This window comes from Micromonospora sp. LHW51205 (genome assembly GCF_003315815.1).
Taxonomy (GTDB): Bacteria; Actinomycetota; Actinomycetes; order Mycobacteriales; family Micromonosporaceae; genus Micromonospora; species Micromonospora chalcea.
Window position 1 is genome coordinate 307,107 of the sequence record NZ_QMEZ01000004.1, and the last position, 13,685, is coordinate 320,791.

Genomic DNA, 13,685 nt, shown 5'->3' on the forward strand with positions numbered 1-13,685 from the left:
GCGCCACGTTAACATGCACGAACCGCGCTCGCCGACCACGCGGGTCGGCGTTGCGGCGCCAGCCTCCGCGATCGGAAGGACCCAGCCCAGATGGGCAGCAAGCTCGCAGCCGGCGTGCTCCGTCGCGTCACCGCTCCCCGGGTGGTGCGTCACCGCGCGGCGGCCCGTCTGATCCACGGCCTGGCGGCCGCGCCGCTGCTGCCGGCCGGCGCGCGGTCGTCGCTGGCCCGCCGCCTGCGCGCCGGCATGGTCCGGGCCGGCTGGCCGGCGGCGGAGTCCCGGGCCGCGCTGGTCGCGGTGGCCGGTGGCGTGGGCCCGGCCGCCCGTGCCGACCTGCTCGCGCAGGAGGCCGCCGACGAGATCGCCGAGGGACGCACCCCGGCCCACCTGACTGCCGCCGTCGAGGCCGACCTGGCCGAGGCGGACCGGGCGTACGCCCGGGGTGACGGCGAGGCGGCGGCCCGGCGGCTGCACCGGGTGCTGCACACCCAGTTCCACCGGGTGATCCACTTCGACCAGCTCGACTCGCCGCTGGCGGACGATCCGGCGGCGTTCCTCGCGCCGCTGCACGGCAGCGCCGTGGGTCGGGCGCTGCTGACGCCGCGCGGCCGCCGGCAGCCGGCCGCGCCGCCGCCGACGGACCGGCCGCAACGGGTGCTGCTGCTGCTCAACGGAAGCGCGCACTTCGTGCAGGCGATCCGGGAGCGCTACGCCGCCCACCCCGATGTGGAGCTGCGTTACGTGCGGCTGGACGACGACCCGGTGGCCGGGCCGCTGATCCGGCAGTCCAGGCGCATGACCGCCGAGGCGCTGCTGCGCGACACCGAGTACGGCAGGCAGGTCGAGGCCTGGCTGCGCCCGCACCTGGACTGGGCCGACACGGTGTTCGTCGACTGGGCCGTGGCGACCGCTGTGATGGTCGGCCTGGTCGACCCCGGCGACACCCGGGTGGTGGTCCGGCTGCACAGCTACGAGGCGTTCGGCAGGTGGCCGAACCTGATCGACTTCAGCCGGGTGGACGACGTGGTCTTCGTCTCCGAGCACCTGCGTGACTTCACGCTCCGGGTGGCGCCCGGGCTCACCGGCGCGCACGCGCCGCGTACCCACGTGTTGTGCAACGCGATAAACCTGGCGCCGTTCGCGCGGCCGAAGGACTCCGCGGCCCGGTTCACGCTCGGCCTGGTGGGCACCAGCGCGGTCGCCAAGGACCCGCGGTGGGCGATCGAGGTGCTGCGGCTGCTGCGCGCCGCCGACGAGCGGTACCGCCTGCTGCTGGTCGGCGGGAGCATCGACACCGGGATGAGCCGGGCGGCGCGCGACTACGCGGCGGCGCTGGAGACGGAGCTGGCCGAGCTGGCGCCCTCCGGCGCGGTGACCCGGCTCGGCCACACCGACGACGTGCCGGGTGTGCTGACCGGCATCGGCGTGGTGCTCAGCAGCTCGGTGCGGGAGAGCTTCCACTGTGCCGTGGTGGAGGGCGCCGCGAGCGGCGCGGTGCCGGTGGTGCGGGACTGGCCGTTCTTCGCCGATGGGGAACACGGCGCGCGTACCGTCTTCCCGGCCGACTGGGTGGTCGCGACGCCGGCCGAGGCCGCCGCCCGCGTCCGTGCGGTCACCGCGGACGAGCAGGTCTGGCGGGCCGCCGGCGAGGCCGCGGCCAAGCACGCCTCGGCCACCTGGGACTGGTCGGTGAACGCACCGTGCTTCGACCGTCTGCTGGGGATCGACTGACCGGGCCGGCCGGGCGTCGGTGACGCCCGGCCGGGCCGGTGTCAGGCCGGGGTCGGCTGCAGGCCGCGCCCGTCCCGGTCGGCGGCGGCCGGGCCCACGGCCACGGTACGGCCGTCGGACGCGGACTCCAGCAGGGCGGCGGCGACCTGGACGGTACGCAGGCCCTGCCGCAGGGTGACGATGTCGCTCTGCTTGCCCTCCACCGCGTCGCGGAACCGCTCGTGCTCGACCAGCAGCGGCTCCCGCTTCGGGATGGCGTAGCGGACCATGTCGCCCTCGGCCACGCCGCGGAACGCGCGCAGCGCCTCCCACTCGGTGTCGATGGCGGCGTTGGCGTAGAAGGTGAGGTCGGCGGTGAGCGTGTCGGCCACGAAGCAGCCCTTGTCGCCGGTGACGACGGTGGACCGCTCCTTGAGCGGGCTCAGCCAGTTGACCAGGTGGTTGACCATGGTGCCGTCGGCGAGCTGGCCGACGACGGCGACCATGTCCTCGTGCAGCCGGCCGCTGCGCGAGACCGTGCGGGCGGAGACCGAGGTGTACTCCTGGCCGGTCACCCACGCGGTGAGGTCGATGTCGTGGGTGGCCAGGTCCATCACCACGCCGACGTCGGCGATCCGGTGCGGGAACGGGCCCTGGCGCCGGGTGACGACCTGGAACACCTCGCCCAGCTCCCCGGCCTCCAGGCGGGTGCGCAGGCTCTGCAGCGCCGGGTTGTAGCGCTCGATGTGGCCGACGCCGGCGACCAGGCCGGCGGCCTCGAACGCCTCGACCAGCCGGGTCGCCGCGTCGACGGACTGCGCGAGGGGCTTCTCGATCAGCGCGCAGACGCCGTTGGCGGCCAGCTCCATGCCGATCGGCTCGTGCAGCGCCGTCGGGCAGGCCACCACCGCGTAGTCGACGCCGAGGGCGAGCAGGTCGCTCAGCTCGGGTACGACGGGCGCGCGCAGCGTCCCGGTCACGTCGCCGGCCGGGTCGACCACGCCGACCAGCTCGACGCCGTCGAGGTTGGACAGCACCCGGGCGTGGTTGCGCCCCATGGCGCCGAGGCCGATCAGACCGGCGCGCAGCTTGCGACCTTCACTCACTGAGCTGTCCTTCGTTCGCGACTGCGGGGCTCGCAAACCCGACTCACTCCTCGCGCTCACCGGGCACCGCCGGCCAGGTTCGCGCCCTCGGCGATCCGCTCCAGGTCGGCCTGGCTCAGCGACGGGTGCACCGGCAGCGAGACGACCTCGGCGGCGGCCCGCTCGGTCTCCGGCAGGTCCCACGCGCCCGGCTTGCCGTCCACGAGGTACGGCTTGAGCCGGTGGATCGGGGTCGGGTAGTAGACCGCGTTGCCGATGCCCAGCTCGGTGAGGCGGGCCTGGGCGGCGTCCCGGTTGCCGGTGACGCGCACGGTGTACTGGTGGTAGACGTGCCGGGCGCCGTCGGCGACCGGAGGGGTGACCATGCCGGTGATCGCCGAGTCGAGGAACTTGGCGTTGGCGCGGCGCTGCTCGGTCCACTCGCCGAGCTGGGTGAGCTGCACCCGGCCGATGGCGGCGGCCACGTCCGTCATCCGCATGTTGGCGCCGACGATCTCGTTGGCGTACCGCTGCTCCATGCCCTGGTTGCGCAGCAGCCGCAGGGTACGGGCCAGCTCGGCGTCGGCGGTGCTGATCATGCCGCCCTCCAGGGCGTGCATGTTCTTCGTCGGGTAGAAGCTGAAGCAGCCGGCGGTGCCGAAGGCGCCGACCGGGGTGCCGTTCAGCTCGGCGCCGTGCGCCTGCGCGGCGTCCTCGACCACAGCGAGTCCGTGCTGCTGCGCGATCGCCATGATCCGGTCCATCGCGGCCGGGTGGCCGTAGAGGTGTACCGGCATGATCGCGACGGTCTTCGGCGTGACGGCGGCGGCGACCGCCTCCGGGTCGACGCAGAAGCTGCCCGGCTCGATGTCCACGAAGACCGGCTCGGCGCCGACCAGCCGCACCGCGTTGGCGCTCGCGGCGAAGGAGAACGAGGGCACGATGATCTCGTCGCCCGGGCCGAAGCCGAGCGCCATCAGCGTCAGCTGCAGCGCGGAGGTGCCGGAGTTGACGGCGACGCAGTGCCGGCCGCCGACCAGGTCGCCGAACTCCTCCTCGAACGCCGCGACCTCGGGGCCCTGCACGACCCGGCCGCTCCGCAGCACCCGGACGGCCGCCTCGATCTCGGCCTCGCCGATGATCGGCCGTGCGGGGGGAATGAACTCTGGATGCGGCCCGGCCATGGGGCTTCCTCCTGTCGACACGTGGTTCATGGGAGACATTTCGGGGGATGCTACCGCTCTGTCAGGAAAACAATCGGGTCGCGCTGATTGTCCGACTGGATGTGACGTTCTGTTCATGATCGACGACGGCCCTCCGGGGGCGACCCGGGTCAGACTTCCACCTCGTCGCGCACAGGCCCCACGCATGCTACCCGCAGGGCGGCGACGATCGCGGCCGCCATCCGGGGCACCTCGGCGGGCTCCAGCGGGGCCCGGGAGATCGCCATCCGCCAGTACACCGGCCCCACGATGAGATCGACGGCGGCGCGCCGGTCGGTGTCCGGGGACAGCTCGCCGCGCTCGACCGCCCGGCCGATCAGGATCCGCCCCACCGCCTGCTGGTAGTCGTCCAGGGCGGCCTGCAACTTCTCCGCGATCTGCGGGTTGCGGGCCGCCTCGGCCAGCAGGTCCGGGATGATCTGCGCGGCCAGCCGGTGACGCAGCGCACGCGCCATCACGTGCAGCAGGATCTCCAGGTCACCGAGCAGGCTGCCGGTGTCCAGCAGCGGGATGTTGCGGCCCGCCACGGCGGAGACCATGTCCAGCACCAGGTCGAGCTTGGACCGCCAGCGGCGGTAGATGGCGGTCTTGCTCACACCGGCCCGGCGGGCCACCGCCTCGATGGAGAGGCGACCGTAGCCGACCTCGGCCAACTCCTGCATCACGGCGGTACGGATGGCGCTGGTGATCTCCCCGCGCAGCACCGCCGCGCCGGCCGGGGCACGCCTCTTCTCGGTCGTCACGTGGAACAATGTAGCGCAACGACGGTACGGTTGCGTCCCGACGTTCGGTGGACTACCTTCCATGCAGCAGCGAGGCGGCTCCTCCCCGCCGGGCCACGCTGGATCTGTTCACCGCACTGCTCCCCATCAGCACGAAAGATCGGAGCGCCTGATCATGGCCAACACCGCGGTGGCCGACCCCGAATCCGGACTGAGCCGGGCCGAACTGGCCCGGCGGTACGGGTTGCGGGTCGCCGGGGAACGACCACCACTGGGCGAGTACACCCGCCGGTTGTGGGCGTACCGGCACTTCATGACCGCGTACTCGCGGGCGAAGGTCGCGTCCTCGCTGAGCAACACCCAGCTCGGGCAGCTCTGGCAGGTGCTGACACCGCTCACCAACGCGGCGGTTTACTTCCTGATCTTCGGCGTGATCCTGTCGCAGAACCGGAACGTGTCGAACTTCATCGCGTACCTGTGCACCGGCGTGTTCATCTTCATGTTCACCCAGACCGCGGTGTCGAACGGCACCAGCGCGATCACCGGCAACCTGGGCCTGATCCGGGCGCTCCAGTTCCCCCGGGCCGCGCTGCCGATCACGGTCACGCTGGTGCAGCTCCAGCAGCTGCTCATGTCGATGGTGGTGCTGGGCGCGATCGTGCTGTTCACCGGCGAGCCGGTGACCTGGCGCTGGCTGCTGCTCGCCCCGACGCTGCTGCTCCAGACGGTCTTCAACATCGGCCTCACCATGATCATGGCCCGGATCGGCTCCAAGATCACCGACCTCAAGCAGATCATGCCGTTCGTGATGCGCACCTGGCTGTACGCCTCCGGCGTGCTCTACCCGGTGGCGCTGTTCCGCCAGCACCTGCCGCACTGGGCCGCGAGCCTCCTGGAGTGGAACCCGCCGCTGGTCTTCATCGAGCTGGCCCGCTTCTCGCTGCTCAACTCCCACCAGCCCGATCTGGTCAGCTCGCCGCCGAAGCTCTGGGCGCTGGGCCTGTTCTGGGCGGTCGTCATGGGCATCGGCGGGTTCGTCTACTTCTGGCGCGGAGAGAAGGAGTACGGCCGTGGCTGAGCAGACCCTGCCGCTGAACGCCGGTCCCGTGATCGACTCGGGTCGCGTGCCCACAGTCGTGGTGGACGACGTGCACGTGATCTACCGGATCCACAAGGGCGCGAGCGGCGGCACCACACCGGTCTCCGCGCTCAAGCGGATCGTCTCGCGCACCAAGGCGCCGAACATCCGCGAGGTGCACGCGGTCAAGGGCGTGAGCTTCACCGCGTACCAGGGTGAGGCGATCGGCCTGATCGGCAGCAACGGCTCCGGCAAGTCGACGCTGCTGCGGGCCATCGCCGGGCTGCTCCCGCCGGCCCGCGGCGCGGTCTACACCCAGGGCCAGCCGTCCCTGCTGGGCGTCAACGCCGCGCTGCTCAACGACCTGTCCGGCGAGCGCAACGTGGTGCTCGGCTGCCTCGCCATGGGCATGCAACCGGACCAGGTCAAGAAGATCGCCCCGGAGATCATCGAGTTCTCCGGCATCAACGAGCGCGGCGACTTCGCCTCGCTGCCGATGCGCACGTACTCCTCCGGCATGGGCGCCCGGCTGCGCTTCGCCATCTCGTCGGCGAAGAAGCACGACGTGCTGCTCATCGACGAGGCGCTGGCCACCGGTGACCGCAAGTTCCGGGTCCGCAGCGAACAGCGGGTCCGCGAGCTGCGCGACAGCGCCGGCACCGTGTTCCTGGTCAGCCACTCCATCGGCTCGATCCGGGACACCTGCGAGCGGACCATCTGGCTGGAGGGCGGCGTCCTGAGGATGGACGGCCCCACCAAGGAGGTCTGCGACGCGTACGAGGGCCAGAAGTAGCCCGCCGGAGCGCACCGGTCCCGGGATCGCCCGGATCGGTGCGCTCCGCCGTCCGCGTTAAGGTTTTCGGATCCATCCCCTTTCACCCAGAGTGAGGTACGGCAATGACGCAGGACCACACCACCGCACCGGACGCCGCGCCGGCGAGCCCGGCACCCTGGCGACCCGCGCGTACGGTGGCCGTGATCCTCGCCGGGGGGACCGGCACGCGCCTCGGGCTGGGCATCCCGAAGCAGCTCCTCAAGATCGCCGGTAAGCCGATCATCGAGCACACCCTGGCCGTCTTCGAGGCCGCGCCGGAGATCGACGAGATCATCGTGCTGATGGCCACCGGTCACGTCGACGACGCGCGGCGCATCGTCGCCGACGCCGGCTTCCGCAAGGTCACCAAGGTGATCGAGGGCGGCGAGACCCGCAACGACACCACCCGGATCGCGCTCGACGCGGTCGGCGACGGCGACGTCAACATCCTCTTCCACGACGCGGTACGCCCGCTGGTCAGCGCCCGGATCGTGCGCGAGTGCGTGAACGCGCTCTGGACGTACTCGGCCGTCGACGTGGCCATCCCGTCCGCCGACACGATCATCCAGGTCGACGCGGACGACTGCATCACCGACATCCCGGTCCGCTCCCGGCTGCGCCGCGGCCAGACCCCGCAGGCGTTCCGCTCCGGCACCATCCGCGAGGCGTACCGCCGTGCCGAGGGCGACCCCGACTTCGCCGCCACCGACGACTGCGGCGTGGTGCTGCGCTACCTGCCCGGCACGCCGATCAAGGTGATCGACGGCTCGGACGAGAACATCAAGGTCACCCACCCGGTCGACGTGCACCTGGCCGACAAGCTGTTCCAGCTCGCCGCCGCCCAGGCGCCCCGGCTGACCCACCGCGGCTACGCCGAGGAGCTGACCGGCCGGACCATCGTGGTCTTCGGCGGCAGCTACGGCATCGGCCACGACCTCGCCGAGCTGGCCCGCGGCTACGGCGCGCAGGTCTTCCCGTTCAGCCGCTCCACCACCGGCACCCACGTCGAGCGCGCCGAGGACGTCACCGCCGCGCTGAAGACCGCGTTCGAGGCCACCGGCCGGATCGACCACGTGGTGGTCACCGCCGGCATCCTGGAGAAGGGCGCGCTCGCCGAGATGGACTCCGAGACGATGGACCGTCTCCTGCACGTCAACTTCGTCGGCCCGGTCACCATCGCGCGCCAGTCGCTGCCGTACCTGCAGCAGACCAAGGGCCAGCTGCTGCTCTACACGTCCAGCTCGTACACCCGGGGCCGGGCCCGCTACGCGCTCTACTCGGCCACCAAGGCCGCGCTGGTCAACCTCACCCAGGCGCTCGCCGACGAGTGGGCCGAGTTCGGCGTACGGGTCAACTGCGTCAACCCGGAGCGCACCGCCACCCCGATGCGGACGCGGGCGTTCGGCGAGGAGCCGGAGCACACGCTGCTCTCCTCCGAGGCGGTCGCGCAGGCGTCCCTGGACGTGCTGATCTCCGAACTGACCGGCCAGGTGGTCGACGTGCGCCGGTCCCCCGGCGAGCAGGTCGCCGCCGTACCGGCGCAGCCCGGCGCCGACCGGTCCGAGCTGTCCACCGGCGCCTGAGACCGACGGGACGTGCCAGATGCGTGGTGACCTGGTCCGCAAGTTGCTCGCCCGAGTACTGACCACCGGGCTGGCGGTGCTGGCCTTCCTGGTCGTGGCGCTCACCGGCGCCACCGGCTGGGGCCTGGCCCTGGCCGTCGCGGCGCTCGCCGCCACCGCCTGGGAACGCCGGGTCCGGCCGTCCGCCGACGGCCTGGCCGAGACGGTGCTCGTCGCCGCCGGCATCCTCGTCGGCTACGCCCGGCGCCTCGACGACGGCTTCGACCCGGCCCTCGCCGCCACCGCGCTCGTCCTGCTCGGCCTGGTGCTGCTGGTCGGCCCGCTGCGGCAGGCCGGCGCGCTGGAGATCCGGGCGGCGAACCTTCCGGTACGCACGTGGACGCCGCTGGTCGCCGCCCGGCTCGGTGACGCGCTGCTGGTGCTGCTCGCCGTGGTGGCGCTCGCCGCCGCGCTGGCGCTGCCCGCCTTCACGGCGCTCGCCGCCGCGCTGCTCGTCGGCGCCGGCTGCGGGGCGGTCGCGCTCGACCTCGCCCGGCGCCGGTTCCGGCCGCCCGCCGGCGGGGGCCCGGTCGGCCGCGCGCTGCGCCGCCACCAGCCCGAGTTCGTGCTGCACTTCTCCGCGCCGCCCGGCTCCGAGTACCAGGTCACCATGTGGCTGCCGTACCTGGAACGGATCGGCCGCCCGTTCATGGTGGTGCTGCGCGAGCCGGAGCTCCTGCCGGCCGTCGCCGCCGCCACCCGCGCCCCGGTGGTCCTCTGCCCCACCCTGAAGGCGCTCGACGAGGCGCTGGTGCCCAGCCTGCGCGTCGCCTTCTACGTCAACCACGGCGCGAAGAACGCCCACCTGATCCGGTTCAACCAGCTCACCCACGTGCAGCTGCACCACGGCGACAGCGACAAGGCCCCGAGCGCCAACCCGGTCTCGGCCATCTTCGACAAGATCTTCGTGGCCGGGCAGGCCGCGATCGACAGGTACGCCCGCGCCGGCGTGGAGATCCCCGCCGACAAGTTCGTCGTGGTCGGCCGGCCCCAGGTCGAGGCCATCGAGGTACGCCGGGAGCCGGCCGCCGCCTCGGCGCACCCGACGGTCCTCTACACCCCGACCTGGACCGGGCACCACGCCGACGCCAACTACTGCTCGCTGCCGGTGGCCGAGACGCTGATCCGCCGGCTGATCGACCGCGGGGCGGCGGTGATCCTGCGCGCCCACCCGTACACCGACAAGAACCCGGCCTCGGCCCGCCAGCTCGCCCGGCTCACCGAGCTGCTCGCCGCCGACCGGGCCAAGACCGGCCGCCCGCACCTGTTCGGCGCCGCCGCGGCCCGCGAGCTGACGCTCACCGAGTGCGTCAACCGCGCCGACGCGCTGGTCTCCGACGTCTCCGGCGTCATCTCCGACTGGCTCTACTCCGGCAAGCCGTACGCGGTCACCGACACCGGCGCCGACGGCGAACACTTCGTCGAGCGGTTCCCGCTCGCGGCGTCCGGCTACGTGCTGCGACGCGACATGTCCAACGTGGACCAGGTGATCACCGACCTGCTCGACGCCGACCCGAAGGCCGCGCAGCGCTGGGCGGCGCGCACCCGCTACCTGGGCGACTTCCCCGCCGACGCCTACGCCGAGGCGTTCCTCGCCGCCGCCCGCCGCGAGCTGGAGGCCGACTGGGCGGTCCCGGCGCAGCGCGCCGTCGTGTAGGCCCCGCTCTACAGGTACGCGTCGAGCAGGGCGAGCACGGCGGCCGGGTCCTCGACGTGCGCGTTGTGGCCCAGGCCGGGCAGGGTGGCCACCGGCACGCCCAGCTCCTTGAGCTGCGCGTCGCTCACCATCGGGTCCTGCTCGCCGCGGGCCAGCAGCACCGGCACGCCGGTCGCGGCCAGCTGGGCGGGCAGCCGAGGCTCGCCGACCGCGAACGCGGCCGGGTCCATCGCCAGCCGCCAGCGGCCGTCGACCCGCCGCAGCCCCGCCTCCACCACCGGGTGGTCCGGGGCGAACAGCCCGGCCAGCCCCGAGACGCGCAGGTAGCGGCGGGCCGCCTCGTCCCGGGTGGCGAACCAGGTGACCGGCCGGGCGGCCAGCTCGCTCGCCTTCGCCAGCTCGGCCGGGGACCAGACCGCCTTGATGCCGAGCCCCACCACCGCGTCGACCGGAAGAGCCCGCTGCCGGGCCGCGAGCGCCAGCGCCACCACCCCGCCGAGCGAGTGTCCGAGCAGCACCAGCCGGTCGTGCGGGCCCAGCCGGAGCGGACCGAGCCCGTCTGCGACGCGCTGGGCCAGGGCGTCGAACGAGTAGCCGTCGAGCGGCGGCGACCAGCCGTGGCCGGCCAGGTCGGGGGCGAGCCAGCGCCCGGGCCAGCGGCGCTCCAGCAGCGGCGCCCAGGGCAGCCACACTTCGCCGGTGGCGCCCATGCCGTGCAGGAGAATCAGGTGCCGGTTCCCCGTCGCATCGCCCATTGGCGCAGTCTGCCACCGCCCGCCCCGGACACGCGAGACCGAACCCGCCCCGCCCAAACCGCCCGCCCTCGCCCTCGCCGCCGATCTTGGAGTTGTGGTGCCTCCCATAGCGGGGCGAGCCGGGCATACCAGGCGCCACAAGTCCAAGATCGGCGCGCCGAGAGGGCGGCGGGCGAGGGGCGGGCGGGGACGGGGAAGGCCGGCGCCCCGGGACGGGGTGCCGGCCTTCGCAGGGTGCGGGGCGGTCAGGCGGAGTAGCCGCGGCTGGCGATCCAGTGCGCCAGGTCGATCGTGGTGAGCCAGTACGACGGCAGCGACGGGTCGGCCGAGTCGGCGATCCGGACGGTCCGGCCGTCGTCCTTGTAGCCGATCACCGCGACGTAGTGGCCGCCGGGGAACGAGTGCCAGCCGCCGTTGGTGTCGGTGGCGGTGCCGGCGACGTTCGCGACGACCCCCCGGCCGTTGCTGATCGCCTCGACCACGTCGGCCTGGAGCCGGTCCATCTGGGCCGGGCTGGCCGAGCCGGGAATCATCCGGGTCCGGTACGGGTTGCCCTTGACCTGCTGGTTGAGCACGCGCGTGGTGTCCTCGGCCGAGTTGGTGCCCATCTCGGTGGTGCCGAGCGGGCCGGCGAGGGCGTCCTGGCTGCGCTCGATGCCGGTGGCGCTGAGCGCGTTGCGCACGGCGGCCGGGCCGCAGTAGTAGTAGTTGATCTGCGCCTGGTAGTCGTAGTCCAGCGTCTTGCTCGACGGCGGCTTCGGCGCGGCCTTGGTGACGTCCGGGTCCGCCGCGGCCTTCTTCGCCGACGGGGAGGCGCTGGGCGACTTGCTGGGCTCGGCGCTCGGCGACGCCGGCGGGACGCCGATACGCGCCTCGCTGCGGCTGGCGGGCTCGCCGAGCCGTGCGCCGAGTTCGGCGACCGAGGCGGTGTTCTCCTGCTGGACCGGGGCGTCCTCACCGGCGGCGAGGGCGGTGCCGGCGCCGGCGGCCAGCACGAGCGCCGCGGCCGATCCGGCGATGATCTGGTACGGGCGTTCGGTGGCGATCCGCCGCAGCTGACGCTTCAGGTGGTGCTTCACGAAATCCTCCACGGGGGGCGTGATCGGCACACGCCGGCCCGGCACGTGGAGGGGTTCACACGTGCTGGCAGGCCGGATGGGCCGGGGGAACGGGTACGCCCGCGATGCCGGGCGCCCAGGGGCGGTTTGCCGGTCGCGTCAGGCGAGCGCGGGTACCGCGGAGCCGTGGAGGCGGGGGGACGATCGAGGGGTGGGCACGAGGATGGGACTCCTTCCGTGGCCGCCGACCGGGTTAGCTGACGGATTCGGGCGGGAAGTACGCCCTACCGCGGCAGTGGCCGCGGATTCACCCCGATGGTGCTCATGGTTCCCCGGTTCGTGATGACACGATTAGGCGGGTCGGCGCGGCGTCGCCTTCTGCGATCGGTTACCGCACCGGACGCGCCGACACTACCGGCGGGTACTGCCCCTGCCAAGCGCTCCCACCTGCGTAAACATGATCCCCGGTAACGGATTTCGGAACAGCCGGTTACTCACTTCACTCAATGGGACAAGCGGTGGTGACGGCGCCCGGGAGGCGAAAAGGGGACAGACGGCGAGCGCCTGACCGGCAATGGCGCGGCTCATTGGCCTGTTCTGCGCTCCACGCCCGTTTCGGCGCCGGGGGTGAGCCGGCTCACTACATTCCGGGTAACAATTCGGTCGCCTCAGCCGACCCGGGCCGGACGCCAGCGGGCGTTGCGGACGGACGCGCCGACCGGCAGGGGGATCGTCGCCACGCCGCGGGACACCGGGGCGGGCCGCACCGCCAGGGTGGCCGCGTACGCCTCGGCGGCGAGCGTACGGGCGGCCTCGGCGGCCAGTTCGGCGTCCCGCCACGCCTGCCGCTCCCGCTCGGCGGCGCTCTCCCAGCCGGTCCGGCGCCGGTCCCGTACGGCCCGGGCCAGCACGATCTCCTGCTCGGCCGGGTGCCGGCGCGGGTCCCACCCGTTGCGGCGCGCCAGCACGTCGGCGAGTTGCCGGGCGGACAGGTCGCCGCGCCAGTGCGCCGTCATGGCGGCGTGGTGCAGCCAGCGCTCCCGGGCCGCGTACTCCGCCGGGGTGCGCGGGGTGCGCGGGGCGGCCAGCGGGGCGGCCCCGGCCAGCCGGCGGGCGGCGCTGTCCGCCTCGTCGTACGCGGTCCAGGCGCGTTCCGCCTCGTCCTGCGCGGCCAGCCACCGTTCCCGGCGGCGACGGGCCGTCTGGGCGGCCCCGGCGGCGGCCACCGCCACCTCCTCGGCGTACCGGACGAGGTCGTCGCGGCGCGCGGCGTCCTGGTCCACCGGATCGGCGGCTACCTCGGCGACGCCGTCGCGCTCGGGCCGGGCCACCAGCGCGGCGAGCAGGCCGAACGCGAGCAGCATCAGAAAGGACCAGATGGCGGCGGCCTCGGGGACCGCGGTGAGGAAGTGGTAGAGAGCGGTCTGCGACATGGTCGGCACCTCACGGGAAGAACCTGGCGGGAGAATCCGCACGGCCGGTCGGGGCGCGGCGCGGGGGCGCCGGGCCGGCGAGGGGCGGGTGCGGGATGACGTTCGGTGGGTGCGGTGACGGGCGCGGCCCGTGGGCGGATCAGCGGGCGGGCGGGGCCCGCAGGCCGACCGGCGCGGTGATCCGGCCGGCCGGGACCGGCTGCGGGCCGTTCGGGAGCGTGTCGGTGGCCCGTGCGGCGGGCGCGGGTGCGCCGTCGGGACGGGCCTGCCGCTCGGCGGCGCGGTCGGATTCCGGTCGCGGGGCGGCCGGCGTGCTCACGTACGCCGGGCCGGCTGGCGCGGCCGGGGCGGCGGCGGCCGGCAGCGTGGCCGCGCCGAACGAACAGGCGACGACCACGGCGAGACTGGCGAGCATCCGGGCGGTCCAGCACGCCACCCACCACACGGGGCAGGTGAGCGCGATCGGAAGCACGGGTACAAATTACCGCCGAACCCCCAGTGACGCACCGCCGCACGGCGTGTCGCGGA

General features: G+C 73.5%; 12 protein-coding genes and 1 riboswitch. Of the genes, 5 read left to right on the top strand and 7 right to left on the bottom strand.

Translation table 11 applies throughout. The features are described 5' to 3' along the window. Positions 1-90 precede the first annotated feature (90 nt). Entirely contained in the window at positions 91-1,731 is a 1,641-nt protein-coding gene (locus DQE82_RS17395; RefSeq protein WP_113973215.1) for a glycosyltransferase, read from the top strand. Positions 1,732-1,772: 41 nt separating this feature from the next. On the opposite strand, the gene DQE82_RS17400 is transcribed toward DQE82_RS17395, so the two are convergent. From DQE82_RS17400 to DQE82_RS17410, 3 genes are all read right to left on the bottom strand, one after another. After that, a complete protein-coding gene (locus DQE82_RS17400; protein WP_043325113.1) occupies positions 1,773-2,816 on the bottom strand; it encodes a Gfo/Idh/MocA family protein in 1,044 nt (347 codons plus the stop codon). Positions 2,817-2,872: 56 nt separating this feature from the next. Beyond that, positions 2,873-3,979: a DegT/DnrJ/EryC1/StrS aminotransferase family protein gene (locus DQE82_RS17405; protein ID WP_104113590.1), complete on the bottom strand. Its 1,107-nt coding sequence runs from the start codon at positions 3,977-3,979 to the stop codon at positions 2,873-2,875. 149 nt (positions 3,980-4,128) lie between these two features. After that, a complete protein-coding gene (locus tag DQE82_RS17410; protein WP_043325115.1) occupies positions 4,129-4,761 on the bottom strand; it encodes a TetR/AcrR family transcriptional regulator in 633 nt (210 codons plus the stop codon). Positions 4,762-4,915: 154 nt separating this feature from the next. Between DQE82_RS17410 and DQE82_RS17415 the strand changes: the two genes are divergently transcribed. The 4 genes from DQE82_RS17415 to DQE82_RS17430 all read left to right on the top strand — a co-directional run bounded on the left by DQE82_RS17415 (position 4,916) and on the right by DQE82_RS17430 (position 9,911). Further along, positions 4,916-5,818, top strand: coding sequence for an ABC transporter permease (locus tag DQE82_RS17415; RefSeq protein ID WP_043325116.1), 903 nt, complete (start codon positions 4,916-4,918; stop codon positions 5,816-5,818). Next, entirely contained in the window at positions 5,811-6,611 is an 801-nt protein-coding gene (locus DQE82_RS17420) for an ABC transporter ATP-binding protein (RefSeq protein WP_030499725.1), read from the top strand. The genes DQE82_RS17415 and DQE82_RS17420 overlap by 8 nt, the downstream gene beginning before the upstream one ends. A 104-nt stretch (positions 6,612-6,715) precedes the next feature. Next, complete coding sequence (locus DQE82_RS17425; protein WP_113973216.1) at positions 6,716-8,215, top strand: bifunctional cytidylyltransferase/SDR family oxidoreductase; 1,500 nt, start codon at positions 6,716-6,718, stop codon at positions 8,213-8,215. A 19-nt stretch (positions 8,216-8,234) separates the two neighbouring features. Further along, positions 8,235-9,911 (top strand): CDP-glycerol glycerophosphotransferase family protein, encoded by a 1,677-nt coding sequence (locus tag DQE82_RS17430; RefSeq protein ID WP_113973217.1) that lies wholly within the window; start codon positions 8,235-8,237, stop codon positions 9,909-9,911. Positions 9,912-9,919: 8 nt separating this feature from the next. Here the strand turns inward: DQE82_RS17430 and DQE82_RS17435 are convergent, their stop codons facing one another. The 4 genes from DQE82_RS17435 to DQE82_RS17450 all read right to left on the bottom strand — a co-directional run bounded on the left by DQE82_RS17435 (position 9,920) and on the right by DQE82_RS17450 (position 13,629). Next, entirely contained in the window at positions 9,920-10,666 is a 747-nt protein-coding gene (locus DQE82_RS17435) for an alpha/beta fold hydrolase (protein ID WP_069089958.1), read from the bottom strand. 245 nt (positions 10,667-10,911) lie between these two features. Next, a complete protein-coding gene (locus DQE82_RS17440) occupies positions 10,912-11,745 on the bottom strand; it encodes a C39 family peptidase (RefSeq protein ID WP_064447544.1) in 834 nt (277 codons plus the stop codon). A 206-nt stretch (positions 11,746-11,951) separates the two neighbouring features. After that, a riboswitch (cyclic di-AMP (ydaO/yuaA leader) is annotated at positions 11,952-12,092 on the bottom strand. A 300-nt stretch (positions 12,093-12,392) separates the two neighbouring features. Further along, entirely contained in the window at positions 12,393-13,157 is a 765-nt protein-coding gene (locus DQE82_RS17445; RefSeq protein ID WP_113973218.1) for a hypothetical protein, read from the bottom strand. Between the two features lie 139 nt (positions 13,158-13,296). Then, positions 13,297-13,629, bottom strand: coding sequence for a hypothetical protein (locus DQE82_RS17450; protein ID WP_113973219.1), 333 nt, complete (start codon positions 13,627-13,629; stop codon positions 13,297-13,299). Positions 13,630-13,685 lie beyond the last annotated feature (56 nt).

Excerpts from the sequence above, each read along its gene's own strand:
- DQE82_RS17395 (WP_113973215.1), top strand. The coding sequence starts at position 91 with ATGGGCAGCAAGCTCGCAGCCGGCGTGCTCCGTCGCGTCACCGCTCCC.
- DQE82_RS17435 (WP_069089958.1), bottom strand. The coding sequence starts at position 10,666 with ATGGGCGATGCGACGGGGAACCGGCACCTGATTCTCCTGCACGGCATG.
- DQE82_RS17445 (WP_113973218.1), bottom strand. The coding sequence starts at position 13,157 with ATGTCGCAGACCGCTCTCTACCACTTCCTCACCGCGGTCCCCGAGGCC.
- DQE82_RS17415 (WP_043325116.1), top strand. The coding sequence starts at position 4,916 with ATGGCCAACACCGCGGTGGCCGACCCCGAATCCGGACTGAGCCGGGCC.
- DQE82_RS17405 (WP_104113590.1), bottom strand. The coding sequence starts at position 3,979 with ATGGCCGGGCCGCATCCAGAGTTCATTCCCCCCGCACGGCCGATCATC.
- DQE82_RS17430 (WP_113973217.1), top strand. The coding sequence starts at position 8,235 with ATGCGTGGTGACCTGGTCCGCAAGTTGCTCGCCCGAGTACTGACCACC.
- DQE82_RS17425 (WP_113973216.1), top strand. The coding sequence starts at position 6,716 with ATGACGCAGGACCACACCACCGCACCGGACGCCGCGCCGGCGAGCCCG.